28 protein-coding genes are annotated in these 26,873 nt (G+C 56.6%); 19 read left to right on the top strand and 9 right to left on the bottom strand.

Annotated elements, in window-relative coordinates; translation table 11 throughout:
• Positions 1–75: 75 nt before the first annotated feature.
• From IFT84_RS12645 to deoA, 7 genes are read left to right on the top strand one after another with little or no spacing between them, the layout of a single operon-like run.
• Complete coding sequence (locus tag IFT84_RS12645; RefSeq protein WP_192119888.1) at positions 76–1,623, top strand: ABC transporter ATP-binding protein; 1,548 nt, start codon at positions 76–78, stop codon at positions 1,621–1,623.
• Positions 1,620–2,756, top strand: coding sequence for an ABC transporter permease (locus IFT84_RS12640; protein ID WP_192119886.1), 1,137 nt, complete (start codon positions 1,620–1,622; stop codon positions 2,754–2,756). Before IFT84_RS12645 ends, IFT84_RS12640 begins: the two co-directional genes overlap by 4 nt.
• Positions 2,757–2,761: 5 nt before the next feature.
• Positions 2,762–3,733 (top strand): ABC transporter permease, encoded by a 972-nt coding sequence (locus tag IFT84_RS12635; protein WP_192119884.1) that lies wholly within the window; start codon positions 2,762–2,764, stop codon positions 3,731–3,733.
• Positions 3,733–4,125 carry a cytidine deaminase gene (locus IFT84_RS12630; protein WP_192119882.1) on the top strand — a complete coding sequence of 131 codons (393 nt, stop codon included), beginning with the start codon at positions 3,733–3,735 and terminating at the stop codon, positions 4,123–4,125. Before IFT84_RS12635 ends, IFT84_RS12630 begins: the two co-directional genes overlap by 1 nt.
• 41 nt (positions 4,126–4,166) lie before the next feature.
• Positions 4,167–4,919 carry a purine-nucleoside phosphorylase gene (locus tag IFT84_RS12625; RefSeq protein WP_244651220.1) on the top strand — a complete coding sequence of 251 codons (753 nt, stop codon included), beginning with the start codon at positions 4,167–4,169 and terminating at the stop codon, positions 4,917–4,919.
• Positions 4,920–4,930: 11 nt separating this feature from the next.
• Entirely contained in the window at positions 4,931–5,704 is a 774-nt protein-coding gene (deoC, locus tag IFT84_RS12620; protein WP_192119878.1) for a deoxyribose-phosphate aldolase, read from the top strand.
• Complete coding sequence (gene deoA / locus IFT84_RS12615) at positions 5,704–7,014, top strand: thymidine phosphorylase (RefSeq protein ID WP_192119876.1); 1,311 nt, start codon at positions 5,704–5,706, stop codon at positions 7,012–7,014. The genes deoC and deoA overlap by 1 nt, the downstream gene beginning before the upstream one ends.
• A 4-nt stretch (positions 7,015–7,018) precedes the next feature.
• Here deoA and upp read toward each other — a convergent pair whose 3' ends face one another.
• The 5 genes from upp to IFT84_RS12590 all read right to left on the bottom strand — a co-directional run bounded on the left by upp (position 7,019) and on the right by IFT84_RS12590 (position 10,604).
• On the bottom strand, positions 7,019–7,648 hold the full coding sequence (gene upp / locus IFT84_RS12610; RefSeq protein WP_192119874.1) for a uracil phosphoribosyltransferase: 630 nt from the start codon (positions 7,646–7,648) through the stop codon (positions 7,019–7,021).
• Between the two features lie 77 nt (positions 7,649–7,725).
• Positions 7,726–8,946, bottom strand: a complete 1,221-nt coding sequence (locus IFT84_RS12605; RefSeq protein ID WP_192119872.1) for a phosphopentomutase — start codon at positions 8,944–8,946, stop codon at positions 7,726–7,728.
• Between the two features lie 54 nt (positions 8,947–9,000).
• Positions 9,001–9,576: a TadE/TadG family type IV pilus assembly protein gene (locus IFT84_RS12600; RefSeq protein WP_192119870.1), complete on the bottom strand. Its 576-nt coding sequence runs from the start codon at positions 9,574–9,576 to the stop codon at positions 9,001–9,003.
• A gap of 8 nt (positions 9,577–9,584) precedes the next feature.
• Positions 9,585–10,163, bottom strand: a complete 579-nt coding sequence (locus IFT84_RS12595; protein WP_192119868.1) for a TadE/TadG family type IV pilus assembly protein — start codon at positions 10,161–10,163, stop codon at positions 9,585–9,587.
• 51 nt (positions 10,164–10,214) lie between these two features.
• Entirely contained in the window at positions 10,215–10,604 is a 390-nt protein-coding gene (locus IFT84_RS12590; protein ID WP_192119866.1) for a pilus assembly protein N-terminal domain-containing protein, read from the bottom strand.
• A 187-nt stretch (positions 10,605–10,791) separates the two neighbouring features.
• Between IFT84_RS12590 and IFT84_RS12585 the strand changes: the two genes are divergently transcribed.
• From IFT84_RS12585 to IFT84_RS12545, 9 genes are all read left to right on the top strand, one after another.
• Positions 10,792–10,989 (top strand): Flp family type IVb pilin, encoded by a 198-nt coding sequence (locus IFT84_RS12585; protein ID WP_192119864.1) that lies wholly within the window; start codon positions 10,792–10,794, stop codon positions 10,987–10,989.
• Between the two features lie 16 nt (positions 10,990–11,005).
• Positions 11,006–11,533, top strand: a complete 528-nt coding sequence (locus tag IFT84_RS12580) for an A24 family peptidase (protein WP_274603610.1) — start codon at positions 11,006–11,008, stop codon at positions 11,531–11,533.
• A gap of 78 nt (positions 11,534–11,611) precedes the next feature.
• Positions 11,612–12,463 carry a Flp pilus assembly protein CpaB gene (cpaB, locus tag IFT84_RS12575; RefSeq protein ID WP_192119859.1) on the top strand — a complete coding sequence of 284 codons (852 nt, stop codon included), beginning with the start codon at positions 11,612–11,614 and terminating at the stop codon, positions 12,461–12,463.
• 4 nt (positions 12,464–12,467) lie between these two features.
• Positions 12,468–14,015, top strand: coding sequence for a type II and III secretion system protein family protein (locus IFT84_RS12570; protein WP_446737597.1), 1,548 nt, complete (start codon positions 12,468–12,470; stop codon positions 14,013–14,015).
• Between the two features lie 11 nt (positions 14,016–14,026).
• Positions 14,027–14,746, top strand: a complete 720-nt coding sequence (locus IFT84_RS12565) for a CpaD family pilus assembly protein (protein ID WP_244651211.1) — start codon at positions 14,027–14,029, stop codon at positions 14,744–14,746.
• 15 nt (positions 14,747–14,761) lie between these two features.
• Positions 14,762–16,024 (top strand): AAA family ATPase, encoded by a 1,263-nt coding sequence (locus IFT84_RS12560; protein ID WP_192119855.1) that lies wholly within the window; start codon positions 14,762–14,764, stop codon positions 16,022–16,024.
• 114 nt (positions 16,025–16,138) lie between these two features.
• Complete coding sequence (locus tag IFT84_RS12555; RefSeq protein WP_446737602.1) at positions 16,139–17,515, top strand: CpaF family protein; 1,377 nt, start codon at positions 16,139–16,141, stop codon at positions 17,513–17,515.
• Entirely contained in the window at positions 17,515–18,519 is a 1,005-nt protein-coding gene (locus IFT84_RS12550; protein ID WP_192119851.1) for a type II secretion system F family protein, read from the top strand. The genes IFT84_RS12555 and IFT84_RS12550 overlap by 1 nt, the downstream gene beginning before the upstream one ends.
• Positions 18,520–18,528: 9 nt before the next feature.
• Positions 18,529–19,515, top strand: a complete 987-nt coding sequence (locus tag IFT84_RS12545) for a type II secretion system F family protein (protein WP_192119849.1) — start codon at positions 18,529–18,531, stop codon at positions 19,513–19,515.
• A gap of 8 nt (positions 19,516–19,523) precedes the next feature.
• Here the strand turns inward: IFT84_RS12545 and IFT84_RS12540 are convergent, their stop codons facing one another.
• Positions 19,524–20,315: a tetratricopeptide repeat protein gene (locus IFT84_RS12540; protein WP_192119847.1), complete on the bottom strand. Its 792-nt coding sequence runs from the start codon at positions 20,313–20,315 to the stop codon at positions 19,524–19,526.
• A 167-nt stretch (positions 20,316–20,482) separates the two neighbouring features.
• On the opposite strand from IFT84_RS12540, the gene IFT84_RS12535 reads away from it, so the two are divergent.
• The 3 genes from IFT84_RS12535 to IFT84_RS12525 are packed head-to-tail and all read left to right on the top strand — an operon-like array spanning position 20,483 to position 23,139.
• The gene (locus tag IFT84_RS12535) at positions 20,483–21,871 is read left to right on the top strand and encodes a leucyl aminopeptidase family protein (protein WP_192119845.1); all 1,389 of its coding nucleotides are present in this window, start codon (positions 20,483–20,485) and stop codon (positions 21,869–21,871) included.
• Positions 21,872–21,928: 57 nt separating this feature from the next.
• On the top strand, positions 21,929–22,279 hold the full coding sequence (locus tag IFT84_RS12530; protein ID WP_192119843.1) for a MarR family winged helix-turn-helix transcriptional regulator: 351 nt from the start codon (positions 21,929–21,931) through the stop codon (positions 22,277–22,279).
• A gap of 8 nt (positions 22,280–22,287) precedes the next feature.
• The gene (locus tag IFT84_RS12525) at positions 22,288–23,139 is read left to right on the top strand and encodes a C40 family peptidase (RefSeq protein WP_192119841.1); all 852 of its coding nucleotides are present in this window, start codon (positions 22,288–22,290) and stop codon (positions 23,137–23,139) included.
• On the opposite strand, the gene IFT84_RS12520 is transcribed toward IFT84_RS12525, so the two are convergent.
• The 3 genes from IFT84_RS12520 to IFT84_RS12510 are packed head-to-tail and all read right to left on the bottom strand — an operon-like array spanning position 23,136 to position 26,872.
• Complete coding sequence (locus IFT84_RS12520; protein ID WP_192119839.1) at positions 23,136–24,095, bottom strand: 2-hydroxyacid dehydrogenase; 960 nt, start codon at positions 24,093–24,095, stop codon at positions 23,136–23,138. The two genes, IFT84_RS12525 and IFT84_RS12520, sit on opposite strands and share 4 nt — an antisense overlap.
• Positions 24,096–24,104: 9 nt before the next feature.
• Positions 24,105–25,742 carry a dipeptide ABC transporter ATP-binding protein gene (locus IFT84_RS12515; RefSeq protein WP_192119837.1) on the bottom strand — a complete coding sequence of 546 codons (1,638 nt, stop codon included), beginning with the start codon at positions 25,740–25,742 and terminating at the stop codon, positions 24,105–24,107.
• The gene (locus IFT84_RS12510) at positions 25,739–26,872 is read right to left on the bottom strand and encodes an ABC transporter permease (protein ID WP_192120392.1); all 1,134 of its coding nucleotides are present in this window, start codon (positions 26,870–26,872) and stop codon (positions 25,739–25,741) included. Before IFT84_RS12510 ends, IFT84_RS12515 begins: the two co-directional genes overlap by 4 nt.
• Position 26,873 lies beyond the last annotated feature (1 nt).

Below are 26,873 nucleotides of genomic sequence, written 5' to 3'. Positions count from 1 at the left end.
ACCCAGTAAGAGGGGATTACGCCATTCGATTTTGGTGATAAACCCGAAATACAAAAATGATAAAAGCGGGATATCATGCACGGCACTGCCATTGAACTCAAAGGCATCGAAAAAAGCTTCGGGTCCGTGCGCGCCAACCGGAATATCAATCTGGCGGTGCAAAAGGGAACCATCCACGGCATTATCGGCGAAAATGGTGCAGGCAAATCCACGCTTATGTCCATTCTGTACGGCTTCTATCAGGCCGATAGCGGTGAGATTCTGGTGGATGGCAAACCCGTCACCATACGTGATACCAACGCAGCCATTGGCCATGGTATCGGCATGGTGCACCAGCACTTCATGCTGGTCGAAAATTTCACCGTGCTGGAAAACATTATGCTCGGTGCAGAAGACAGCCAGATCCTTAACACCAGTATTTCCAAGGCACGCGCCGAGTTGAAGCGGCTGGAACGGGAGTATGCGCTGGAGGTCAACCCGGATGCGTTGATTGAAGACCTACCCGTGGGCCTGCAACAGCGTGTGGAAATTCTGAAAAGCCTTTATCGCAAAGCCGATATCCTGATTCTGGACGAGCCCACTGGCGTGCTGACCCCACCGGAAGCCGACCACCTGTTTCGCATTCTCGGGCGGCTGCGCGACGAGGGCAAGACCGTTATTCTCATCACCCATAAGCTGCGCGAAATCATGGCAATAACCGATAACGTCTCGGTCATGCGCCGTGGTGAAATGGTGGCGACACGCAAGACCTCTGAAACCTCGGTGGAGGAACTGGCGGAACTGATGGTGGGCCGACGCGTGCTGTTACGCGTGGACAAGACACCTGCCGTTCCCGGCGCGGTCAAAATGACGGTTGCCAACCTCACCGTGCGCGACAGCCGGGGCGTGACGATGGTGGACAATGTCTCGCTCACTCTGCGGGCTGGCGAAATCGTCGGCATTGCCGGGGTAGCGGGCAATGGCCAGTCCGAGCTTCTGGAAGCCATGTCCGGCATTCGCAAGGCCGCCTCTGGCACTGTGTCTCTCAATGGCAGCACAGTGGATGTGACAGGTGTTGCAGATCCGGCGGAACTGCGCAAACGCGGCCTTGCCCATGTGCCGGAAGACCGGCACCATGTGGGCCTTGTGCTGAAATTTGAAGAGAGCGAAAACTTCATTCTCGGTTACCATCGGGATCAGCGCTATCTGAACGGCCCTTTCCTGAATGTGGATGCCATCCGCAAGGATGCCGCCGACAAGATCAGCCAGTATGACATTCGCCCTGCCGATACGCGCCTGAAAACCGCCAACTTTTCCGGGGGCAACCAGCAGAAAATCGTGCTGGCGCGGGAGATGGAGCGGAACCCCGATGTGCTGATCATCGGCCAGCCCACACGCGGCGTGGATGTTGGCGCTATCGAATTCATTCATCGCCGCATTGTGGAAATGCGCGATGCAGGCAAGGCCGTGCTTCTGGTCTCGGTCGAACTGGATGAAATCCGCGCACTGTCCGACCGTATTCTTGTGATGTTTGCAGGGCGCGTGGTGGGCGAGCGCTCGTCTGACGCCACCGAACAGGAACTCGGCCTGCTGATGGCCGGGGTTGAAGCCGACCAGAGTCCTAAAGAGCGGACCGCGCCATGAGCAATCCTTACGCCAAACTTCCCGGCTGGGCCGAATACGGTCTCATTCCGCTCATCAACCTTATCGTCGCCTTTCTGGTCGCCGGTCTGGTGGTGCTGCTGGTGGGCGAAAACCCGCTGAACGCGGCCTATCATATGATCAATGGTGCTTTCGGGCGGGGCGAGTATATCGGCTTTACACTCTATTACGCCACGACCTTCATCTTCACCGGCCTGTCGGTTGCCGTCGCCTTCCATGCGGGCCTGTTCAACATCGGCAGTGAAGGTCAGGCCTATATTGGCGGCATTGGCGTGGCGCTCGCCTGTCTGTGGCTGGACCGCATTGCGCCATGGTACGTGGTTTTCCCGCTTGCGATCCTCGGATCGGCGTTTTTCGGCGCCCTTTGGGCGTTTCTGCCCGGTTGGCTACAGGCCAGGCGCGGCAGCCACATCGTCATCACCACCATTATGTTCAACTTCATCGCATCCAGCGTGATGATCTATCTGCTGACGCGGGTGTTGAAGCCCATGGGCTCTATGGCCCCGCAAACCCGCACCTTTGCCGAGGGCGGACAGTTGCCCAAGCTGGATTGGCTGCTGTCGATATTCGGGATGAATATCGGCACTGCCCCGTTCAATATCTCCTTCCTGCTGGCCCTTCTGGCCGCATTCGGCGTGTGGGTGCTGATCTGGCGCACACGCTTTGGCTATGAAATGCGCACCATGGGCCATAGCCCCGGTGCCGCCCGCTATGCCGGTATCAGCGAAGCGCGCATCACCATCATCGTCATGATGCTATCCGGCGCACTGGCGGGCATGATGGCTCTGAACCCGATCATGGGTGAACAGTTTCGCATGCAGCTGGATTTCGTACAGGGCGCAGGTTTCGTCGGCATCGCGGTCGCGCTTATGGGACGTTCGCATCCAGCGGGTATTATTCCTGCCGCCATACTGTTTGGGATGCTGTATCAGGGCGGCGCGGAAATCGCGTTTGAAATGCCAGCCATTTCGCGTGACATGATTGTCATCATTCAAGGTCTGGTAATCCTGTTTGCGGGTGCGCTGGAAAATATGTTCCGCCCTGCCATTTCGCGTCTGTTGGCGCGCCGTCGCTCATCGTCGCTTGCCCCTCAGCCGCAAAATTCGGGAGCGTGATTGTCATGGACCTCTATCACACCCTCATCGTCCTGCTGGAATCCACCATTCGTGTGTCCGTACCGCTGATTTTGGCGGCGCTGGCGGGATTGTTTACCGAGCGGGCGGGTGTCTTCGATATCGGGCTGGAAGGGAAAATGCTTGGGGCCGCCTTTGCCGCCGGTGCGGTGGCTGGCGTCACGCAGTCTGCCTTTCTGGGGCTTGGGGCGGGCGTGCTCGTGTCCATTGCCCTGTCGCTGGTGCATGGATATGCCTCCATCACGCAACGCGGCAACCAGATCGTTTCGGGCGTGGCCATCAACTTTGTGGTGGCCGGTGCCACGGTCATTCTCGGCGAGGCCTGGTTTCGCCAGGGCGGGCGCACACCAGCGCTGTCAGAAACCGGGCGCTTTCAGGTTATCAACCTGCCGTTTGCCGATGCCGTTCGGGAGGTGCCGATCCTCGGGCCCATTTATTCCAACATTCTATCCGGCCAGTTCGCGTTGACCTATCTGGCCTTCGCCATGGTGCCCTTCAGCTGGTGGGTGCTGTATCGCACCCGCTTTGGTCTGCGCCTGCGCGCCGTGGGTGAAAATCCGGCGGCGGTCGACACCGCCGGGATTTCCGTGATCTGGCTGCGCTACCGTGCGGTGATTTGCTGCGGAATTTTGTGTGGACTTGCTGGTGCCTATCTTTCGCTGGCGATGACGGCGGGCTTCGTCAAGGGCATGACGGCGGGCAAGGGCTATATCGCGCTTGCTGCGTTGATCTTCGCCAAATGGCGTCCCGTGCCGGTCATGTTCGCCTGCCTTCTGTTCGGCTTTCTGGACGCCTTCGCTATTCGTATGCAGGGCACACCGCTGCCTGTTATCGGGCAGGTGCCGGTGCAGTTGATGCAGGCGCTGCCCTATATTCTCACCGTCATCCTGCTGGCGGGTTTTATTGGCAAGGCGACGCCGCCCAAGGCGGGCGGCATACCCTACGTAAAGGAGCGGTAATGGCTCACGATCTGTTTGAGGCGGCGCGCACCGCCATGGCCAGGGCCCATGCGCCCTATTCCAAATTTCCCGTTGGCGCAGCTATCCGCACGGATGATGGCTCTGTCTATAGCGGGGCGAATATCGAGAACATCTCCTTCCCGGAAGGCTGGTGCGCTGAAACCACCGCCATCAGCCATATGGTAATGGCTGGCCAGCACAAAATCCGTGAGGTCGCGGTTATCGCCCAAAAGCTGGCGCTCTGCCCGCCCTGCGGCGGTTGCCGCCAGCGTCTGGCGGAATTTTCCGATGCCGACACCAAAATCTATCTCTGCGACGAGGCTGGCATTCAAAAGACCATGACCATTGCCGACCTGTTGCCTCACAGCTTCCAGACCGAGGCCATCGGTTGAAAACACTGATTGATCTGCTGATCGCTGAATTGAACGGCCTGATGCCCCGCACCGGTATCGTGCTTGGCTCCGGCCTTGGCGCTCTGATCGATGCGGTGCGTGATCCCATCCGCATTCCTTATGCCGATCTGCCAGGCTTTCCCGTCAGCAGCGTCTCCGGCCATGCGGGGGAACTGGTCGCAGGCTATCTCGGTAATACGCCTATTATCATGCTGTCTGGCCGCGTTCATTATTATGAAACGGGCGACGCGCGTGCCATGCGCATTCCCATTGAAGCCCTGAAAGGGCTGGGCGTTCAAAATTTTATTCTGACCAATTCTGCCGGGTCGCTGCGTCCCGACATGCCCCCCGGCTCCGTTATGCAGATCAGTGACCACATCAATTTTTCCGGTCACAATCCTCTAATCGGTGAGCCGAGCGACGACCGCTTTGTGGGCATGACCAACGCCTATGATGCGGAGCTGGCGCACCGCATGACAACCGCAGCCACGAACCTCAACATCCCCTTAAGCAGTGGCGTCTACATGTGGTTTTCCGGCCCGAGCTTCGAAACCCCGGCGGAAATTCGCATGGCGCGGGTTCTGGGCGCCGATGCGGTCGGCATGTCCACCGTGCCGGAGGTAATCTTGGCGCGCTACGCGGGCTTGCGTGTCGCCGCAGCCTCCGTCATCACCAATTTTGCAGCTGGCATGACAGGCGCAGAACTCAGCCACACGGAAACGAAAGACATGGCTCCCATCGGTGGAAAGCGGCTTGCCGCAATTCTAACTGCAATGCTGGCGAGCCCGGAATAAGGAACTGGACGATGACGGACGCGACCCTGCAACAGGCGGCCAAAACGGCCCTCTCCCTTCTGGACCTGACCGACCTGACCGATACGTGCGACGATGCCGCCATCGAGCGTCTTTGCGCCCGCGCTATCACGCACTATGGCAGTGTTGCCGCCATCTGCATCTGGCCGCGCTTTGTTGCCAAGGCCCGGCACTTGCTGGGTGTGGATAGTCCGGTACGTATTGCAACGGTCGTCAATTTTCCCCGCGGTGATCTGCCCGTTGAAACCGTTGTTGCCGAGACAACCACCGCGCTTGCCGATGGGGCTGACGAAATCGATCTGGTCATCCCCTATCGCGCGTTGATGGCCGGAGATGAGGACGCCGTGCGGACCATGATATCCGCAGTCCGCGCCGCCTGCCAAGCGCCTGTTACGCTGAAGGTGATTCTGGAAACCGGAGAGCTGCAGGATCGCAATCTGATCCGCAACGCGTCCCACATCGCCATTCGCGAACACGCGGATTTTATCAAGACCTCCACCGGCAAGGTCGCCATTAATGCCACGCTGGAAACAGCCGACCTGATGCTAACCTCCATACAGGAAAGCGGGCGTAAGGTTGGCTTCAAGCCCGCTGGCGGGGTGCGCACGGTGACGGACGCCAAAGCCTATTTCGATCTCGCCAGCACCATTTTCGGGCAGGACTGGGTGTCGCCCGCGACATTCCGCTTCGGGGCCTCCGGTCTGCTCGACGATATCCTCGCGACACTGGATGGCACAGACAACACGACGGCGGAAGCCGTTTACTGATGATCCCACAAGACCTTATCCGCCGCAAGCGCGACGGAGAAACCTTGGAAATTCAAGAAATTGCCGCCCTCGTGCACGGCATATCCAACGGGTCCCTGTCGGATGCGCAGGTGGCGGCTTTCGCCATGGCGGTTTGGTTCTCAGGCATGAGCCGTGCCGAAACCGTCGCATTCACGCTTGCCATGCGCGATTCAGGAGCGGTTTTGAACTGGGCGGGATGGGACCGGCCCGTTGCTGACAAGCACTCCACCGGCGGCGTGGGTGACAATATCTCGCTGATGCTTGCCCCCATCGCTGCCGCCTGCGGCATGGTCGTGCCGATGATTTCCGGCCGGGGGCTGGGCCACACGGGCGGCACACTGGATAAGCTGGAGTCGCTACCCGGCTACACAATCACGCCCGGCACGCCGCAGTTTTGTGACGTGCTGAAACAGGCGGGATGCGCCATCATCGGACAAACCGAGGATCTGGCCCCTGCCGACCGCCGCCTCTATGCCATCCGCGATGTCACCGCGACAGTCGATTCCCTGCCCTTGATCGTCGCCTCGATCCTCTCCAAGAAGCTTGCCAGCGGATTGCAGAGCCTTGTCATGGACGTGAAGGTTGGCAACGGCGCGTTCATGAACACCGTGGAGGATGCGCAGGCACTGGCCCGCTCGCTGGTGGACGTTGCCAACGGCGCGGGCGTTAAAACCACAGCGTTGATCACCGATATGAATGAGCCGCTGGCCGATGCTGTCGGCAACGCCTTGGAAATGCGCCATTGCATTGCGTTTCTACGTGGCGAGAAAACAGGCACACGCGCGCATAGCATCATCATGGCGCTGGCCGCAGACATGCTGATCGCATCCGGCCTTGCTGCAGATCACGCAGATGCGAGCGCGCAGGCAGAGACGGCGCTTAACTCAGGTCGTGCTGCGGACCATTTCGCCCGGATGGTCCAAGGGCTCGGCGGTCCTGCCAACATTATCGAAAAGGCGGATACAATTTTACCATCTGCTCCGTTCTTCATGCCCATACAAGCAGAACACGATGGTTTTCTAACGCATTGCAAAACGCGGGACATTGGCGTGGCGCTGATCACACTGGGGGGCGGGCGCCTTCACCACACTGACACTATAGACCACAGTGTCGGCTTCGACGCCCTTCTGCCGCTCGGCACGCCCGTCAGTCGCGGCCAGCCCATCGGCTTCGTCCACGCGGCAACAGAAGATGCCGCGCTGAGCGCTGCATACACGATGCGGTCTCTGTATACGATTTCTGATGAGCCGAAGGTTGACGGCCCCTTGATATGGGACCGGATAGAGTAAGTCGCTATTTCGTACCGTACATCCTGTCTCCGGCGTCACCCAGACCCGGCATAATATAACCCTGCTCGTTCAAATGGCTATCGATGGCCGCCGTAAACACCGGTACATCGGGATGCGCGTCCTGAAAATTGCGCAAACCTTCGGGTGCCGCCAGCAGGCACAGGAAGCGCAGATTGCTGGCGCCCCGCTCCTTCAGCTTCTCGATTGCTGCAATGGCAGAATTGCCCGTCGCCAGCATCGGATCCACCACAATCACCAGCCGCTCATTGATATCATCCGGTGCCTTGAAAAAATACTCGACTGCTTCCAGCGTATCGTGATCGCGGTACACGCCAATATGCGATACACGGGCCGAAGGCACCAGTTCCAGCATGCCTTCCAGCAGGCCATTGCCTGCACGCAAGATCGAGGCAAACACCAGCTTTTTACCTTCCAGCACTGGAGCTTCGATGGTCTGCATCGGCGTTTCGATGGTTTCCGTCGTCAGTTCCAGATCACGCGTGACCTCGTAGCACAGCAGCGTGGAAATCTCACGCAGAAGACGGCGAAAACCGGCGGTCGAGGTTTCCTTCTTGCGCATAATGGTGAGCTTGTGCTGCACAAGCGGGTGACTGATAACCGTTACACCATTCATGGCCGTTCCTTCGTGTCAAATGTCGATCATCTTTTTCACAGAACCACTGCGCACTGCAAGCTGTTCCGCGCTCAAAGTCACAGGAAGCTATGCCCATGTGGCCCTGCGGGGATGCCGAGAACCTTGGCGACGCTTTCTCCGATATCGGCAAATGTTGACCGTATCCCAATCGATCCGGGCTTCACCTTCGGCCCGAACACCAACACCGGCACCCGCTCCCGCGTATGGTCCGTACCGCGCCATGTGGGGTCACAGCCATGGTCTGCGGTCAGAATCATAATATCGTCCTCGCGCAGCTTATCGCGCAACTCCGGCAGGCGACGATCAAAAGCCTCAAGCGCTGCGGCATAACCCGCTACATCCCGCCGATGACCATACACCATGTCGAAATCGACAAAATTGGTGAAAACCAGATCCCCCTCTTCCGCTACATCTGCCGCCGCCAATGTAGCATCGAACAGCGCCATATTGCCATTGGCCTTGATGATATGGCTCACGCCCTGATGCGCAAAAATATCGGCAACTTTCCCCACCGCATGAACGGACCGCCCAGCCTCCACAAGCCGGTCCAGCAGCGTGGGTTCTGGCGGAAGAACAGAGTAGTCGCGCCGGTTTCCTGTGCGGGTAAAGTTGGAGGAATCCGTGCCGACAAAGGGCCGCGCGATTACCCGCCCAATGTTCTCACGGTCCAGCAATGCGCGCACCACCTCACACAATGCCAACAGACGATGCAGCCCAAATGTTTCCTCATGGGCAGCGATCTGAAATACGGAATCGGTCGACGTGTAGCAGATAGGCTGCCCGGTCAGCAGATGCTCCTCACCAAACTGCTTAAGCACATCCGTTCCTGATGCGTGACAGTTTCCCAATATCCCCGGAACCTGCCCCTCACGACAGATTGCCTTGACCAGCTTGGGCGGGAACGGCAGCCCGTCCGTGCTGAAATAGCCCCAGTCAAACGTGACTGGAGTGCCCGCAATCTCCCAGTGCCCGGACGGTGTATCCTTGCCCCGCGACACTTCGCTGGCTGCACCATAAAGCCCAGTAGGCGCCTCCGGCGGCGCCATACCCACCGGAAAGTCACCGCTCGCAAGCTCCGCTGCCTGCAAAAGCCCCAGCGCCGCAAGATTGGGCAAAACCAGGTGCCCGGCGCGCAAGCCAGCGCGATCACCTGCACCGGTCGCGCAGAACTCAGCAATATGGCCAAGCGTATTGGCCCCCATATCACCAAAGTCCGCCGCATCCGGCGCGCCGCCTATGCCAAAACTGTCCAGAACTGCCAAAAAAACCCGCGCCATCGCATTTACCTCTAACGATGGAATAGAATGCCCACCAACACATTGCAAACGATGTCATTTGCACACGGAGCAAACCGGAGCGGTTTCCGACGTCGTCGCAACGATTTGATTGCCCTTAAGATTCATACTAGGCAACATGCCGTCTTTTTCCAAAAGCCATGGACCCAGCATTCTGTAGGGCACTGATACCTCCGTCAGGATATAAAAACCTTTTCCGATGATACGTTTGTCATTGGCGTACTTTTGACCTTTCTGGTTGAGTGCAGGATTTTTGCTGTCACGCGACCACACATAAGTACCCTCGCCTGACCCTGATGCGTTTATCGCTGAAATTTTATAGGTCGCACCATCAGGTACATACGGTGCCAGCCGTATATTGATTAGGTTTAGAACACCCTTGAAATCTTCTTCTGTAAACGATGTCTGAGACGCGAATATATCGGACACTGACCGTGCCGCGCTGTCCGTCTTTACGGCAACAATAGCGCCAATGGAAAAAGACAGAGTAAAAATATAGGCAGCGATGATCATCGGTACGACCAAGACGAACTCGACTGCACTTGCACCTCGCTCATCCCGCGCAAACAGCGACCACCGACTCCCGAACTGCAGTTTTCCCAATTTAGGCATGGACGCTATCACCCATCGGACGGCATTCGAAAAACCTCATTCACCATCATGACATAGGTAAAATTGTTCCCGTTCTCATCTTGGGCAACACCGGACATGAATGGCCGCACGAGTTCCAGTTTCATTTCCCAGCGATAATAAATGCGCAATACATTGATCGTACCGGGTCCGCCGGGATCGAACTGAAAATTTTGTTTTTGCGATCGCGGATCGGTCCCTTTTGCCAGTAGTTCAAGAGGAATTTTATCCAAACGGTCATAAACAACACCGTCGGTTGAGTGCCGTAGATCAACGAAAAAATTCTGCTTCCCGGACACCATCGAGCAGTCAAATAACGTTCCTAGTCGTTCACAGATTTTAAACTGTACCCCGGAAGCATCGGACTTCGTTATTTGACCAGTCATCAATTCACGTACAACAACGTTGGCCTCTTTGATGAGCCTGTACTCGGCAACCGATGTCAGGACCGAGTCAACGGAAGCAAATATGAGAGCAAGAAACGGCACCACCAGCAGCGCGAACTCCACCGCAACGGAGCCGCGACTATCTGTCCTGAAGCGATCGCACCAGTGACGAAAAAAGCCCATGATCCCGACTTGCCTTAACAATTTGTAAATTCCAAAAACAACTTATACGTGTCACTGTGAACGCCGGTGCTGCTCACACGAAGGTGTGCAGGATAAAACAGTTCGCCCGGTTGACTGATACAATCGCACCGTATTGCCCTCATCGATTGACACAAGTACCCGCTCGTCTAGCAATGTGTTTCCATCGCTGTCGATGATAACCAGATTGGTTGCACCATAATTTTTGCCCGTCACCACCACCGTTTGAGGATCGGCCACAGCGACATCGGCCACCTCGGAACTTCCGACAATGACGCGCAAAGCAGGGCGATCCAGCTTCAAGATGCGGGACTGATCCTTGTAAACCCGTAAAATACCATGATCTCCGTCGTTGGCCTGAATAGCCGTACCGGATAAACTAAAAGCTAAGGATGCTAATATAAGAACAATTATCTTGATCATCTTTTCACTCCACTGCGTAGACGCGATGTACACCAAATTCATGAATTCTTCATTAGCGCATGAAATATTTCAATTGCCTTATCAATTTTTTGGCTGTATGCGAATAATCATAAGCAACTTTTTGCAATAGCAACCCATGGTTGCTTAGCTATATGGCGAATTAGCATCCCAAGATAAGGATATCAAAATGAAACATGCAGTAACGAAATTTTTATCGGACGAGTCTGGGGCAACAGCCGTTGAATACGCTTTGATTGTAGGTCTTGTCGGGGCAGCCGTTTTAGCTCTGGGCGATACTTTCAAGAAAGCTTTGGTCGACCTCTACGGTGAACTGGCGGCATTCTTGGAATCGATTGAATTTGATAAAACTAACGGCGTAAAGTAAAATATACTAATGCAGCATGGAATCTAAATTGATATTTCCTTTAGCCTTCGTGCTGCCTTTCTGTCTTATCGTCGCGTCCTTGAGTGATAGCTACAATATGACGATACCCAACATTGTTTCTGTAACTTTATTGGGTGTTTTTCCTTTTGCGGCATATCAGTCTAACTTATCAAGCCAAGCGGTTATATTTCACATAACTGCTGGCTTGTTGATACTGTCAGTCGGGTTTTCCCTCTATGTAACAAGTCAAGTAGGCGCGGGAGATGTAAAGCTTCTATCAACGTCCGCCCTCTGGTTCGGCTTAACCCCATCGTTGTTAGAGTACATCGTACTTGTTTCGGTTTTTGGAGCGGTTCTGGTACTGTTAATATTTTTAGTGCGGCTTTTATATTCCAACAATATCGTTGCGAATTCTCTACTACCCAACTACGTCTTCCGCGGAAAAAAAGTCCCTTACGGCATTGCTATTGGCCTTGCAGGCCTTCTGACTTATCCAAATACCGAAATTATGAGGTTCGCGATCTCACAAATGGCCGGTCAATAGGCAGGCGGCCGTTAACCATAATTTCACATATCATTGGTTAGTTTATTATAACGTAGACCGTTAAAATTAGAGATCCATGTGAAAACGACTCGTTCGATTATCTTGTTGGTTGCAGTTATAGCAGCACTCATAGCTGGATTCCTTGCGGTACAATTGTCACAACCAGCGGTCGTGACAACCGCCCCTGTGATTGAACGGGAACCCGTCGTTGACATACTCGCTGCGGCAAGTGATCTGGCAGTTGGCGACCGGCTTATAGAGCGTTCTTTCCAGTGGGTGAAATGGCCAAAGGCGAATGTGCCTGATGGCTTTATTCGCAAGGAAGATCGACCGAACGCGACACAAGAGTTAGCCGGATCTATTGCCCGTTTACCCATATTTGCTGGTGAAGCCATCCGACAGGAAAAGATAGCTGATCCCAGTTCCGGCGTTTTGTCAGCGCTTCTTCCCGCTGGCAAGCGAGCCCTTTCTGTCGATATTTCGGCATCCAGCGGCGCAGGTGGTCTTATTCTCCCAAACGATCGAGTCGACGTGATCACAGTGCGTGACACCAACGGTGCGCAACTTTCAGAGGTTGTCTTGTCAAATATCCGTGTCCTCGCCGTTGATCAGGCAACTGCCACCGGCAAAAAGGACGAAAAGCCGACAATGGGAACAACGGCAACTTTAGAACTGACCGAGGACCAAGCCCGGATCCTGACAACTGCAAAAGCCTCGTCACAGCAGCTCACACTCGGTCTGCGCAGCATAGCTGATGCAGGTGAATCGGATACGACTGCACCCGCGCACCTGCTCGGCACAAAGGCAAATGCAAGCCTTGTGCAAGTTATTAAATCTGGCGCTATCCAGTCAGATGATGGTCAATCACCTGCAGCAGATCTCGGTTCCGCAGTTGCAAACCTGGCCGCAACATTACCGCGAGTAAGGTAGGATCATGGCAATGCGGATTTCCAAGCTATTACGTCAAGCTATTGTAGGACTTACGACGCTATCGTTTGCGACAACAGGCGGGTCTTTAACAGTACTTGCTGCGGAAAATCTTGGCAATCAGCCTTCGATTCTGCGCATAACGTCCTCCGGCCCCGGTGCGAAACGCACCATCAACGTCGGTCTGAACAAGGCAATGGTCATCGATCTTCCGGTCGATGCCCATGATATTCTGGTTGCGGACCCGGAAAAGGCTGACGCAGTTACCCGCACATCCAGACGCATCTACCTGTTCGGCAAGACTGTCGGTCAGACCAATATCTTCATTTTTGGTGCCAATGGAGCGGAAATCGTCAGTCTGGATGTCAACATCGAGCGCGACATCGGTCCGCTTGAAGCGCAACTGCGCCGCTTCATTCCTGACTCGAATATTTCCGTCGAAATTATTTCCGACAACATTGTTCTGTCTGGAACTGTGAGTACGCCGCAAGATGCCAGCCGTGCTTCCGATTTGGCTCAGGTTTTCCTGCGCGGTGGTGAGGCGACGACACGCAATATTACGGCACAGGGCACCAATGGCGATGCCGACATTTATGCGGAGCGTCGTCAGCAATCGCAAATTGTTAATATGTTGAAGATTGATGGCGAGGATCAGGTCACACTAAAGATCACCGTTGCAGAGGTTAGCCGTCAGGTACTCAAGCAACTGGGGTTCAACACCTCGGCTGCCGGCTCCGGCAATCAGATCAATTTCGTCAACCCCACCAATCTCGGAGGTTCGGCAAGCTGGGCGGCAAATGCTGCCCTGAATGCGACAGCCGGGAACTACAACATCAATACCTATATCAATGCCATGGAACAGGCGGGTGTTATGCGTACGCTTGCCGAGCCAACGCTAACTGCAATTTCTGGTGAAGAGGCCAAATTTTACGTGGGCGGCGAGTTCAATATCGTCAACGAGCAATCGATCAGCTACGAAGATTCCGAAGGGAATTTTACCGGACGGCCAACGATCGACCGTAATACCAGAAGCGTGGACTATGGAATTCGCCTGAACTTCAAACCGATTGTGCTTGGTCCCGGCCGTATCAGTCTAAAAGTCGCGACCGAAGTTTCGGAACCGACATTCGAAGGCTCAACGGCGAGCCTTGCAGGACCCGGCATTCCCGCGTCCACAATCTTGTCCATCCGCAAACGCGAAGCCTCTACCAGTGTTGAACTCCCCTCAGGCGGCTCCATCGTTATCGCCGGTCTGGTCAAGGACGATATTCGTCAGGCCATGTCCGGCGTTCCAGGACTGGCAAAAATTCCGATCTTCGGCACATTGTTCCGCAGCAAGGATTTCGTCCGCAATGAAACCGAGATGGTGATCATCGCGACGCCCTATCTCGTGCGCCCCGTTGCGCGCAATGCACTGTCGAAACCGGATGATAACTTCAATCCGACGAATGATGCAGCCAGCTTTTTTCTGGGCCAGGTCAACCGTGTTTATGGCCGGCAGGACAAAGCCGTGCCCGGCCCGTATCACGGCAATGTGGGGTTCATCTACAAATGAGGCAGGTTGATATGACACGTTCCAGAAGGTTTATGCGCCGTGCCGCGGTCACTGCTTCCCTGACATTGGCAGCATCCATCCTGTCATCCTGCGCCGGAAGCCGCGATGGACTGGCTACCAATGCCTTGCCGGACGACTATCGCACCCGTCACCCGATCACCATTGCTGATGCGGAGAAAACGCTGGACGTGCCAATCTCCGCCGGGGACCGGAAATTAACTGCTGGAACACGAGACGTCGTGCGCGGATTTGCAACCGAGTATCGCCGATCTGCCTCATCGTCCGTGGAGATCCTGCGGCCTGTGGGGTCCTACAACGAGCATGCGGCACGCGTGATGACAGGCGAAATTGCAGCTCTGTTGCGCTCGCGGGGTGTTCCCGCCAACCGTATCCAGCAGACACAGTATCACGCTGCTGTCAGTGATGATGCGGCACCCGTGCGCCTTCGTTACGTGGCCACCACTGCGCAAGCCGGTCCCTGTGGACAATGGCCCAAGGATATCACGGCATCGACATTCGACAACACCAACTATCACAATTTCGGTTGCGCAACCCAGTCGAACCTTGCCGCACAACTGTCCAATCCGATGGATCTCGTCGCTCCGCGCGAAATGTCGCCCATAGATGCGACACAGCGCGGGCGTGTCATTCGTGATTATCGGGGTATCTCAACCTCAACCGATGCAAACAGCGGTGGCTCGGACAGAACCGTCACGCTTCAACTGAACTAATACGGGAGCGAGCACATGCGAACGAACATGGAAGCGGCCCCTATTCCGCCAGAGCGATCCAGTAGAAGCATTGAAGCATTGCGTCCGCTTCCGCGCATTTCCGTCCATGGGTTCTATGAAACGGAAACCGTTCATCAAACGATGTCACTGGCGGCGGCAGACCGGCGTATGGCAAAGGTCGCCATGCGGATGACACGTGGGACGATTGAGGACGCGGCCTCCCTGTTTTCGGCCTCGCCTACGCCCAATCTCATTGTGCTGGAAACATCGTCTGATCCGGCTACGCTGCTTGTTCGGTTAAAACCGCTGGCAGAAGTTTGCGATGCCAGCACACGCGTTTTGATTGTTGGTCACCATAATGATGTGCAGCTTTACCGCGATCTGATGCGCAACGGCATTTCAGACTATATTGTCGCACCGGTCGATATGGGTGACCTCGTCAATACGCTTGCCGGCATTTTCGTGGATCCTGGAGCGGCCCCACTTGGCCGCACCATCGCATTTATCGGTGCCAAAGGGGGCGTGGGCGCCTCGACCTTGTCACACAACGTTGCATGGACCATGTCGAACCTGTTTCAGGCAGAAACCGTTCTGGCCGATATGGATATGCCATTCGGCACAGCCAATATCAATTTTGATCAGGACCCCCCTCAAGGAATATCCGAGGCAGTCTTTTCGCCGGAACGCCTCGATGAGATGTTTCTGGACCGGTTGCTCACCAAGTGCTCGGAACACCTGTCGCTGCTAGCCGCACCATCCATGCTGGACCGCCCGTACGATTTCAGCCGCACGTCCTTCGAGCCGGTGATTGATGTGCTTCAACGCAATGCCCCGTTGGTGGTACTGGATGTTCCACATGGCTGGAATGAATGGACACGCAGCGTTCTGGCAGATGCTGATGAAATCGTTGTATGTGCAACGCCTGATCTGGCCAGCCTGCGCAACACCAAGAACCTGTTTGAGGCCATCCGAAAACTTCGTCCCAATGACAAAATGCCGTATCTGATCCTCAATCAGATCAACATGCCCAAGCGGCCAGAGATAGCCCCGGACGATTTCTGTGAGCCGCTGACAACGTCCCCTCTGGCTGTGATCTCCTTTGATCCAGCGTTGTTCGGCAACGCCGCCAACAGTGGACGGATGTTGCAAGAGGTAGACCCCAAAGGACAAATCGTGGACATACTGGCGGACGTTTCGCATGTGCTGGCAGCGCGAACACCGCCCAAAAAGGCGCGAAGCGGACCGTTTGCAAAGGTTCTGGAAAAGCTCGGGCGATGATGGCTGATGTCATAGCGGCAGCGGGCCGCCAAACTGGAAAAGACAATGTTCGGTAGACGAGGATCTGAGGCAAGCGGGAGCCGCACACCCCTGACACAGTCCGATAGCGGACTGATGGAACGGCCATTGGCGCCGTCAACGGGCACCAACTCCGACGAGCCTGTGTCACGCGCTGCATCTCAGCCCACCCCGGCCCGGCGCAGAGGCGCGCGCACCCAGTCCTTTTACGATACCAAGACCCAAGTGTTTTCTGCGCTTATCGATACGATCGATCTGTCCCAGCTCTCGAAGCTGGAAAACGATAGCGCGCGTGAAGAAATTCGCGATATCGTCAACGATATCATCACGATCAAAAATCTGGTTATGTCGATTTCCGAGCAGGAAGATTTGCTCGATGACATCTGCAACGACGTTTTGGGTTATGGCCCGCTGGAGCCCTTGCTGGCCCGTGATGATATTGCCGATATCATGGTCAATGGTGCGGGCCAGACTTTTATCGAAGTCGACGGCATTACCGTGGAATCGGACATCCGGTTCCGCGACAATGCGCAGCTTCTGTCGATCTGCCAACGTATTGTGGGTCAGGTTGGTCGTCGCGTGGATGAATCCAGTCCAATCTGCGATGCCCGTCTGCCGGATGGTTCACGCGTAAACGTGATTGTCCCGCCGCTATCACTGGACGGCGCGGCGCTGACCATCCGAAAGTTCAAGCGCGACAAGCTCACGCTTGATCAACTGGTGCGCTACGGCTCCATCACGCCGGCTGCAGCGTCGCTGCTCAAAATCATTGGACGCGTACGCTGCAATGTCGTTATTTCCGGAGGAACCGGTTCGGGAAAGACGACGCTTCTGAATTGTCTGACGGCCTATATCGATGGCAATGAGCGGGTCATCACCTGCGAAGACTCAGCGGAGTTGCAACTGCAGCAGCCGCATGTGGTGCGCCTTGAAACGCGTCCTCCCAACATTGAGGGCGAGGGTGAAGTCACCATGCGCGACCTTATCCGCAATTGCCTGCGGATGCGGCCCGAACGGATCATCGTTGGGGAAGTGCGCGGGCCGGAGGTGTTCGACCTCTTGCAGGCGATGAATACGGGCCACGATGGTTCCATGGGCACAATCCACTCTAACTCGCCGCGAGAATGCCTTAGCCGAATTGAGTCCATGATCGCGATGGGCGGCTATACGCTGCCTGCTAAAACAGTGCGCGAAATCATCTGTAACTCCGTGGATATCATCATTCAGGCACAACGCCTGCGCGATGGGTCGCGCCGCATAACCCAGATCACCGAAGTGGTGGGCATTGAAGGCGATGTCATCACCACGCAGGACCTGATGCGTTTTGAAATCGATGGAGAAGACATGTCCGGCAAGTTGATCGGGCGGCATGTTTTTACCGGCATTGGGCGTCCGCATTTCTGGGATCGCGCTCGGTACTTCAACGAGGACAAGCGGCTGGCCGAAGTTCTGGATCAGATGGAGCGTGGATAATGCTCAACGGCAGCGTCATCCTTATCGCTATTTTGGGTGCCATATCGGCAGCTTCGTTTGCCTATGTCCTCCTGTTTCAGCGTATCGAATCGGCGAAGAAAACGACGTCGCGCATGAGCCGTGTGAAATATGCGGAAACCGACCACGTCAAAATTTCAGCTGCGCGCGACCGGGTGGCTGAAATGTCCAAGCGCCGACGGTCTGTGCAGGAATCGCTGAAAGGCATCGAAAAGAAACAGGAAGAGAATACGAGAAAAGCCTCTCGCTCCATTCGCTCGCTTCTGCTGTTCGGTAATATTCCTGTCAGCGTTACCATGTTTTACGTTTACAGCGGCATTTTTGCGCTCATCGTCTTTCTTGTCGTTCTGCTTGCAGGTGCCCCTTTGTGGGTAGCGAGCCTTGTAACGGTGATCAGCGCGGGTCTCGTGCCCCGATTGACGATTTTGTACCTGTTTAATCGCCGCATGACCAAATTTCGCGACGAGTTTCCTAACGCGCTGGATGTGATGGTGCGCTCGATTCGGTCTGGTCTGCCGCTGAACGATGCGCTGGAACTGATTGCCTCCGATTCCCAGGAGCCAGTCAAGAGCGAGTTTCAGCGCGTGGTTGACAGCCAGCAGGTCGGCTTTACGGTCACCGAAGCGTGTATGCGCATGCAGCAGAACATTCCCCTGATGGAGGTAAACTTCTTCTCCATCGTCATCGGTATTCATGCACAGGCGGGTGGAAACCTGTCGGAAGCGCTCGGCAACCTGTCCCGCGTACTGCGCGAGCGGCGAAAACTCGGTGCCAAAGTCAAGTCGCTGTCATCGGAATCGAAGGCATCGGCGTGGATTATCGGCTTAACGCCCATCGTCATGGGCGCTGTGCTGAACTTTGCGTCGCCGGGGTATATCACTGTTCTGTTCACGGATTTTCGCGGCCAGATCATGGTGGCAGCCAGCGCGGTCTGGATGCTGATCGGCATTCTGGTCATGCGCCAAATGGTTAACTTTAAAGTTTGAGGTGTTCTGATGCCGTCAACCCTCTGGGGTGTGAGCCTCGACCAGCGGCTTCTTCTGGCGGTTCTGGTTGCCGTTGCGGTGCTTGGGTTGATCTATGTGGTCGCTACGCCGTTTCTGGATGGTAACAGCCTCAATCGGCGCATGAAGTCTGTTGCGACCGAACGGGAGCGTATTCGCGCACGCGAACGCGCACGGCTTAGCGCCCAAAAACTGACGAAGGCATCGCTCCGGTCTCGCAACAACACGTCTGTTCAAACGATTGTGGAGCGCCTGAACCTGCGCAAGGCGCTGGTCGATGACGGTACATTGGCAACCCTTCGTACCGCTGGTTTCCGTTCACAAAATGCGCTGAACACATTCCTGTTTGCCCGCTTCACCCTTCCCTTCGTTTTCGCCTCTCTTGCTGCTTTGTACGCAGTAGTTTCTGGCACATGGGCACAGTCGGGCGGTAAAAGCATGATGATCGTGCTGGCTGCTCTCGCCCTGGGATTTTATCTGCCCAACATCTACGTGTCGAATGTGCGTCAAAAACGGCTGGCATCCATTCGAGGCTCCTGGCCCGATGCTCTGGATCTGATGCTGATCTGCGTGGAAGCGGGCGTGACTGTGGAACTTGCAATGCGCCGCGTGGCCGATGAAATTGCCGGACAATCCCCGGAGCTTGCGGAAGAGCTCGTGCTGACAACGGCCGAACTGTCGTTTCTACCAGAGCGTCGCATGGCGCTGGAAAACCTCGGGAACCGCGTGGGGCTGGATAATGTAAAGGCTGTTGCGCAGGCTCTGATTCAGGCTGACCGGTTCGGCACCCCAGTTGCTCAGGCCCTGCGTGTTCTGGCGCAGGAAAGCCGCGATATGCGCATGGAAGCGGCAGAAAGAAAGGCCGCCTCACTTCCACCCAAGCTGACGGTGCCGATGATTATCTTCTTTCTACCGGTCCTGTTTGTCGTCATTCTGGGTCCTGCCGCGCTCCAGATCATCGACCAGTTCATGAAATAAGTCGCCTATTACGGTTTGGCGGCCAATTGCTTCCATGCGTTTTGCTGTGCCAACATTCCGCGCAGATAGGTCAGGTTCGCCTGAGCCTGATCCGGGGAAAGTTCACGCGTGGCAATTGCTTCGGCTTCCGAAAACCGGCCTTGCAGGCCTACGGCCAATGCAAGGTTCTGGCGTACGCTGCTGTCGGCACCCGGCTGCTGTGCGGCTTGTTGCATGTAGTTTTCTGCGGTTTTCAAGTCCTTGGCAAGAAGGTAGGACATGCCGAGATTGGACAAAACCGAAGGCTCGTTTGGCTGCAAATCCAGAGCCTCGCGATAGCGTTGCCGTGCCTCGTTCGCGCGGCCAAGCTGGTCCAGAACTGCACCTTCGGCAGATTTCAGCCGCCAGTCCGGCCTGTCTGGTGTTTGTGCCCGCACGATGGTTGTCAGGGCCTGCTCCAACTGGCCTGCGGCGGCCTGCGCCTTGCCATAGGCTGAAAGCACCTCTCGGTCATTGGGATGGTGGATTGTCACCTGCTGCATCACCGCCAGAGCCTGTGCACTGCGCCCGGTGGAGCGCAGGAGGCTGGCATAGTTCAAACCCGCCTGCTTATCCTTGGGGTTGCGCTCATAGGCTCTGCCTGCACCGTCCGTCGCCCTGTTCAGTTCCGGCAACGTCATGGACGATACGGCACCGGGCTTCGGAATGGAGCCTGTTATCAACTCCCGCTGCGGCTGGGTGTTGCATCCGGCAAGCAAAATCAGCGCAAGGCCGAGACCCGTATGACAAATTGGCTTGGTATATCTTCTTGCAGCGGCCATTTCGGCTCCCTAACGCCTTTGCGGACCACGCATTGCCCGCCCGAATCTCCCTGAAATCAATAATTGGTTAACCCTAATAGAGCGTTAACGCAGAAACACCGCTTGATTTGCAGCCATCGGCTCTATTCTATACCCAATCAGTTCCGGTGATTGCGAAGGTACTTCGAATGGCTCCCTACCAGTATATTTCCCGCCCCTCCCCCTTCACCGATGAGGGGGCAACCTTGCCGGTTTTTGCCGTTACGCCTGACAATATCGAGGCTGACAATATCGACCCCGTCGCGCTGGACTGGGCCCGCAAAACCGGCTTCAAGGCCGAATCCGGTGCGGTGCTGTTGTTACCTGCGCAGGATGGCAGCCTTGGAGGCGCGCTGTTCGGGCTTGGAAAAACACCGGCCATCGCACCCTTCATCACCGGCCGCCTTGCGCGCACCCTGCCTGCCGGACAGTGGCACATTGAAACCGCACCGCTGACCCCGGAGCGGCTGTCGCTGGGCTTCGGCTTGGGAAGCTACCGGTTCGAGACGTATAAGGAAATCAAGGACGACCGGCCTCTGCTGCGTCGCCCTGTCGATGCGGATGGGGCCGATATCGACAGGCAACTTGCCGCAAGTTTTCTCGCCCGCGATCTCATCAACACCCCCACCAACGATATGGGGCCGGATGCGCTGGAAGCGGCGTTCCGCGCACTGGGCGCTCATTACGATGCACAGGTTTCCGTAATTGCGGGTGATGAGCTTCTGTCGCAAAACTTTCCGCTGATACACACGGTGGGACGCGCAAGCGCGCAAGCACCGCGTTTACTGGAAATGCGCTGGGGCAACAGCGGGGGCCGCAAGATCACGCTGGTTGGCAAAGGTGTTTGCTTCGATACCGGCGGGCTGGATATCAAGCCGTCATCCTCCATGCTTCTGATGAAGAAGGATATGGGCGGAGCCGCCAATGTCATGGGTCTGGCGCTGATGATCATGGATGCCGGGCTGAATGTGGACCTGCGCGTGCTGGTGCCAGCGGTGGAAAACTCGATTTCTGCCGATGCTTTCCGCCCCGGTGATATCTACAAAAGCCGCAAGGGTCTCACTGTGCAGATCGACAACACCGATGCGGAAGGCCGCTTGATTCTGGCTGATGCTTTGACCTATGCCGATGAGGAAGAAACCGATCTGCTCATCGATATGGCAACCCTGACGGGTGCGGCCCGGGTCGCGTTGGGTGCGGATTTACCACCCTTCTTTACCGATGACGAAGAGCTTGCCGTCAGCCTTTCCAAAGCCAGCGATGCGGTGGATGACCCGATCTGGCGCCTTCCCCTCTACAAGGGCTATGAGAAAGATGTGACGTCGCGCATCGCGGATTTGACCAATGCGCCTGCTGGCGGCATGGCCGGTGCCATTACGGCGGCGCTGTTCCTTAAGCGGTTTGTCGAGAAAGCACCGAGCTGGGTGCATCTTGATATCTTCGGCTGGGCACCGACCGAGCGTCCTCACGGACCGATCGGCGGCGAGGCACAGGCGATCCGCGCACTTTACGAGCATATTCGCCATATCGCTGGCTAACGAAACGGTTGCGTAACGATCCGATGGTAATGTCAGGTACTATCGTCGGAGGCGCTCATGCCGGTTGAACTCAATCCATCGCAGGCGCTGGGTCTGTGGCACGCGGTTGCGCTGCGTCACGTGCAGGATAACGACCCAGACCTGACCATGCGGCAATGGTCGATTCTTCTGCATATCTATCTGGTGCCGCCGCCGCATACCGTGCGCGGCCTTGCCACCACATTGGGGGTCACCAAGCCTGTGATTACCCGTGCGCTGGATACAATGGGGGAAATGGGTCTGGTTAACCGCGTGCGTGATGAGCGCGATAGACGCAATGTCATCATCAAACGCACCGTTGCCGGTGCGCTATATCTGGAAAAATTCGGCGATCTGATTATAGATCGAGGCCGCACACTGATTGTATAGGATTCACAATGCCGCTCGACAGACGCTTGAATGCCTATCGCTCCGATCTGGCAGACGCACGATTGGAGGGTATGGTGGAAGCAGGTCGCTTTACCGAAGGTCATAGCGCCCACGTGACCGTGCCGGTCGCCGACCTCCGCCAGCGTCCCAATGGGCAAATTGGCATTGATACGCAACTTCTCTACGGTGAACCGGTGCGGGTGCTGGATGAAGAGGATGGCTGGGCGTGGATCCTATCGGAAGTGGATGGCTATGTTGGCTACCTCCAGCAGACGGACCTTAGCAGCAGCAACGCGCAACCGACCCACCTGATTACGGCTCCCCGCACCTTCGCCTATTCCAGCGGCGATCTGCGAAGCCCGGTTGTATTTCCCCTGTCCATGGGCAGCCGTGTGGTGGTGACGGGCAGCAGCGAAACACGCGGCACCGACTATTTCACGCTTTCAACGGGGCAGTCCGTCATTGCCAACCACTGCATTCCGATAGGCCAATTCGTATCACGGGATTACGTTTCGATTGCTGCGCGGTTTATCGAAACGCCCTATCTCTGGGGTGGCCGTTCCGGCTTCGGGATCGATTGCTCGGGGCTTGTCCAACTGAGCCTGATGATGGCGGGCATCGCCGCACCGCGTGATTCCGACATGCAGGCGGCATTCGGCACAGCCATAGAAAAGGACGAGTTGCAACGTGGCGATCTGGTGTTCTGGAAGGGCCATGTGGCAATCATGCTGGATCATGACAGCATCATCCACGCCAACGGCCACAGCATGAGCGTTGCCTGCGAACCGCTGGACGATGCGATCCAGCGAGTCAGTTGGCTCTACCATGAGCCAACCGGATACCGCCGTCCCGTTCGTTAATAGCCGTTATTCCGGTCCACCACATGCTCCAGTGGCAAGCCATTTTCAAAGCGGTCGATCTGCCGGGAGACATGTCTGAACAACGCGTGGACATCCGACGCCGCCGCCGCATGGGGTGTGATATAAACCTGATCGTATCCCCACAACACACTGTCACGCGGTAGCGGTTCCTGTTCGAAGACATCCAGCGATGCCCCTTTGAGCGTACCGTTATCGAGCGCGCTCACGATATCCCGCTCCACCTGACTACCGCCGCGCCCTCCATTTATGAAGACTGGCCCACCCAGCGGCCCGGATTGGTTGAGTTTGGCAAACAGCGACCCATCGAAAATGTCAGTTGTCTCCGCCGTCAGCGGTAGCAGCCCAACCAGAATATCTGTGCGGGCCAGAAAAACGTCGAGCCCGGACTGGTCATAAGTGTCCATTGTGTCAATGGATTTGCGCGTACGCGACCAACCGATGACCTTGAAGCCCATAATCTGCAGCTTGCGGGCCGCATCTTGTCCCAGAACGCCCAGACCCATCACGCCCACGGTCACCTCGCGTGCTTCAGGTTGCGCACGTTCGTTCCATTCGCGCTGCCGTGCCTGCGCCTGATAGGTAGCATGTTGACGCAAGTGCATGAGACACTGCATCACCACCCATTCGCTCATGCGCGTGGTCAGCGTCGGGTCGACAAACCGTACGAGTGGTGCATCCGGCAAACCCGGCAGTTTCAAAACGTGGTCCACCCCGGCACCGCCGGAAAACACAACTTTCAGGCCCGTTGCCCGCTGAAACAGATCGGCAGACGGTTTCCAGACGACGGCATAGGCAGCATCCGAAACAGCGTGCGGGGTCGCGGTGTCATCGGCCAGGTTGATCACCTCGCGCCCGTGAAACACTGTTTGCAGCGCGTCCCGTACGCTCTCCGGATTCATTTTCAGATCAACGATCACGCTTGGCTTCAATGACATTGTATGTTCCTACTCACGGATGACGCTGGACGTGACAGCTTCCAGATTGAAAGCCGCCGCCATCAACGCCTGCGTATAGGCGTGCTGTGGTGCATCGAAAATCTCATCGGCAGGACCTTGCTCCATGACCTTGCCCAGCCGCATGACGATCATGTCATTGGCAAGCGCACGAACGACTTTGAGATCGTGGCTGATAAAGAGGTAGGCAAGATCGTGGCGGCGTTGCAGATCGCGGAGCAGATCCACCACCTGCGCCTGCACGCTCATATCCAGCGCCGAGGTCGGCTCGTCCAGCATGACGAATTTCGGTTTCAGCACCATGGCGCGGGCAATGGCGACACGCTGGCGCTGCCCGCCGGAAAACTCATGGGGAAACCGCCAGCGTGTCGCCGGATCAAGCCCCACTTCTTCCAGCGCCTGTGCCACGCGCCGGTCCCGCTCGGTGGCCGACAGCCCGCTTTCATGGATTGCCAGACCCTCGGCAATGATATCGGCGATGGGCATACGCGGACTAAGAGAGCCGAACGGATCCTGAAACACCACCTGCATTCGTGCTCTCAGCGGCTTCATCCGGGCAAAACGATAGTCCTGAATATCCTTGCCGACGAAGGCGATGCGCCCCTTGGAGGCGATCAGCCGTGTCAGCGCCAATCCGAGCGTCGTCTTGCCGGAGCCGGATTCGCCCACCACGCCCAGCGTGTGCCCGGCGCGCAAGCGCATGTCGATGCCATCCACCGCCTTCACATAGTCCACGACCCGGCGCATGAACCCGGCTTTAATCGGAAACCACACTTTCACATCAGTGGCTTCCAGCACGACAGGCTTTGCTGCGTCGCGCGCCGGTGGCGTCCCCTTGGGCTCGGACGTCAGCAAATGCCGGGTATAGGCATGACGGGGATTATCAAAAATTTCGACGACCGGACCGGACTCGACGATTTTGCCGCCGGTCATCACGCAGACGCGGTCGGCAAATTTGCGCACGATTCCAAGATCATGGGTAATGAACAGCATGGACATGCCATGCTGGACCTGAAGGTCTTTCAGCAGCTTCAAGATTTGCGCCTGCACTGTAACATCAAGTGCTGTGGTCGGCTCATCGGCAATCAGCAGTTCCGGGCGATTGGCGAGTGCCATGGCAATCATCACGCGCTGGCGCTGCCCGCCGGATAGCTCATGCGGGTAAGCCGCCAGCCGCTTTTCCGGCTCGCGGATGCCCACCTGGTTCAGCAGTTCCAGCACGCGGGCGCGTGCGGTCTTAACCGACACCTCGCCGTGAAGGGCCAGAATTTCTGCAATCTGCTTCTCGATTGTGTGAAGCGGATTGAGCGACGTCATCGGCTCCTGAAATATCATGGTGATGTCGTTGCCGCGCACCCGGCGCAGGTCCGCATCCGTGGCTCGCATCAAATCCTGCCCCTTGAACAGGATGCTGCCACCGGGATGGCTTGCCGCCGGATAGGGTAGAAGTTTCAGAATGGAATTGGCGGTCACCGATTTGCCGGAGCCGGACTCGCCCACCAGCGCCAGCACCTCACCACGCTGAATATCGAACGAAACGCTGTCGACGGCCAGCGTCGTCTTGCCGCCCTGATGGAAAGCGACGGACAGATCGCGAATGGAAAGCAGAGGCTCTGTCACATCACTCACCGGAATGTCTTTCTGGGATCAAAGGCATCGCGCGTTGCCTCGCCGACAAAAATCAGCAAGGACAGCATGATCGACAGCACGAAAAACGCCGTCAACCCCAACCAGGGCGCCTCGATATTGGTTTTTCCCTGAGAAATCAGTTCGCCCAGCGACGGAGACCCCGGCGGCATGCCGAAGCCGAGAAAGTCCAGCGAGGTCAGCGTGGTGATGGAGCCGGACAGGATAAAGGGCAGAAACGTCAGCGTCGCCACCATGGCATTGGGCAGCAGGTGCCGGAACATGATGGTGACATTGCCCACGCCCAAGGCGCGCGCGGCGTTCACATATTCAAAATTGCGCGCCCGCAGGAACTCTGCCCGCACAATGCCGACAAACCCGACCCAGGAAAATAGAAGCATGATGCCAAGCAGCACACCAAAGCCCGGCGGCAGCACGGCCGCAATGATCAGCAGAATATAGAGCACCGGCATGGACGACCAGATCTCAATAAAGCGCTGCATCAACAGATCCGTCCAGCCGCCGAAATACCCCTGCACCGCCCCGGCCGTTACCCCCACCAACGCCGACAGCGCGGTGAGAATAAGCCCGAACAGCACGGAAATTCGAAAACCGTAGATGATCCGCGCCGCCACATCGCGCGCTTGATCATCCGTTCCAAGCCAGTTGAAATTGGCAGGACGGCACTCGGGATCATTCACCCCCTGCGGGTAACCCGCGCAGCGGTCTTGCCTGCTCAGCAGCCAAACGGGCGGTGTCGGAGCGGAATGCGGGATGTAGGCGTTGGCGGTCTGGTAGGAGTAGCGGATGGGCGGCCAGATGGTCCAGCCATGCGCGTCAATCTCGTTCTGTATGAAATCCGAACGATAATCCGTCTGCGCCAGAAACCCGCCGAACTTTTCCTCGGGGTAATCAACCGCCACGGGAAACAGGATTTCACCCTTGTATGAGGCAATGATGGGCCGATCATTGGCAATCAGTTCAGCGCAAAGGCTCAAGCCGAACAGGACGGCAAAAATCCAGAACGACCAGTAGCCGCGCCGGTTCGCCTTGAAATTTCCCCAGCGGCGAAGGCTGATTGGAGAAAACAGACCGGTTCTTGGCGGTGCATTCACTTGAGAGACACGTGTCATG

The organism is Rhizobium sp. CFBP 8762 (assembly GCF_014841565.1).
GTDB lineage: Bacteria > Pseudomonadota > Alphaproteobacteria > Rhizobiales > Rhizobiaceae > CFBP-8762.
The sequence above is the reverse complement of the archived record's forward strand: the minus strand, read 5'-3'. Positions and strand labels throughout refer to the sequence as shown.

Excerpts from the sequence above, each read along its gene's own strand:
- IFT84_RS12555 (WP_446737602.1), top strand. The coding sequence starts at position 16,139 with ATGGAACGGCCATTGGCGCCGTCAACGGGCACCAACTCCGACGAGCCT.
- IFT84_RS12580 (WP_274603610.1), top strand. The coding sequence starts at position 11,006 with ATGGAATCTAAATTGATATTTCCTTTAGCCTTCGTGCTGCCTTTCTGT.
- IFT84_RS12640 (WP_192119886.1), top strand. The coding sequence starts at position 1,620 with ATGAGCAATCCTTACGCCAAACTTCCCGGCTGGGCCGAATACGGTCTC.
- IFT84_RS12550 (WP_192119851.1), top strand. The coding sequence starts at position 17,515 with ATGCTCAACGGCAGCGTCATCCTTATCGCTATTTTGGGTGCCATATCG.
- deoA (WP_192119876.1), top strand. The coding sequence starts at position 5,704 with ATGATCCCACAAGACCTTATCCGCCGCAAGCGCGACGGAGAAACCTTG.
- IFT84_RS12545 (WP_192119849.1), top strand. The coding sequence starts at position 18,529 with ATGCCGTCAACCCTCTGGGGTGTGAGCCTCGACCAGCGGCTTCTTCTG.
- IFT84_RS12585 (WP_192119864.1), top strand. The coding sequence starts at position 10,792 with ATGAAACATGCAGTAACGAAATTTTTATCGGACGAGTCTGGGGCAACA.
- IFT84_RS12630 (WP_192119882.1), top strand. The coding sequence starts at position 3,733 with ATGGCTCACGATCTGTTTGAGGCGGCGCGCACCGCCATGGCCAGGGCC.
- IFT84_RS12565 (WP_244651211.1), top strand. The coding sequence starts at position 14,027 with ATGACACGTTCCAGAAGGTTTATGCGCCGTGCCGCGGTCACTGCTTCC.
- IFT84_RS12540 (WP_192119847.1), bottom strand. The coding sequence starts at position 20,315 with ATGGCCGCTGCAAGAAGATATACCAAGCCAATTTGTCATACGGGTCTC.
- IFT84_RS12560 (WP_192119855.1), top strand. The coding sequence starts at position 14,762 with ATGCGAACGAACATGGAAGCGGCCCCTATTCCGCCAGAGCGATCCAGT.
- IFT84_RS12535 (WP_192119845.1), top strand. The coding sequence starts at position 20,483 with ATGGCTCCCTACCAGTATATTTCCCGCCCCTCCCCCTTCACCGATGAG.
- IFT84_RS12570 (WP_446737597.1), top strand. The coding sequence starts at position 12,468 with ATGGCAATGCGGATTTCCAAGCTATTACGTCAAGCTATTGTAGGACTT.
- IFT84_RS12635 (WP_192119884.1), top strand. The coding sequence starts at position 2,762 with ATGGACCTCTATCACACCCTCATCGTCCTGCTGGAATCCACCATTCGT.
- upp (WP_192119874.1), bottom strand. The coding sequence starts at position 7,648 with ATGAATGGTGTAACGGTTATCAGTCACCCGCTTGTGCAGCACAAGCTC.
- IFT84_RS12520 (WP_192119839.1), bottom strand. The coding sequence starts at position 24,095 with ATGTCATTGAAGCCAAGCGTGATCGTTGATCTGAAAATGAATCCGGAG.
- IFT84_RS12595 (WP_192119868.1), bottom strand. The coding sequence starts at position 10,163 with ATGGGCTTTTTTCGTCACTGGTGCGATCGCTTCAGGACAGATAGTCGC.
- IFT84_RS12590 (WP_192119866.1), bottom strand. The coding sequence starts at position 10,604 with ATGATCAAGATAATTGTTCTTATATTAGCATCCTTAGCTTTTAGTTTA.
- IFT84_RS12525 (WP_192119841.1), top strand. The coding sequence starts at position 22,288 with ATGCCGCTCGACAGACGCTTGAATGCCTATCGCTCCGATCTGGCAGAC.
- IFT84_RS12605 (WP_192119872.1), bottom strand. The coding sequence starts at position 8,946 with ATGGCGCGGGTTTTTTTGGCAGTTCTGGACAGTTTTGGCATAGGCGGC.
- IFT84_RS12510 (WP_192120392.1), bottom strand. The coding sequence starts at position 26,872 with ATGACACGTGTCTCTCAAGTGAATGCACCGCCAAGAACCGGTCTGTTT.
- IFT84_RS12600 (WP_192119870.1), bottom strand. The coding sequence starts at position 9,576 with ATGCCTAAATTGGGAAAACTGCAGTTCGGGAGTCGGTGGTCGCTGTTT.
- IFT84_RS12530 (WP_192119843.1), top strand. The coding sequence starts at position 21,929 with ATGCCGGTTGAACTCAATCCATCGCAGGCGCTGGGTCTGTGGCACGCG.
- IFT84_RS12625 (WP_244651220.1), top strand. The coding sequence starts at position 4,167 with ATGCCCCGCACCGGTATCGTGCTTGGCTCCGGCCTTGGCGCTCTGATC.
- deoC (WP_192119878.1), top strand. The coding sequence starts at position 4,931 with ATGACGGACGCGACCCTGCAACAGGCGGCCAAAACGGCCCTCTCCCTT.
- IFT84_RS12645 (WP_192119888.1), top strand. The coding sequence starts at position 76 with ATGCACGGCACTGCCATTGAACTCAAAGGCATCGAAAAAAGCTTCGGG.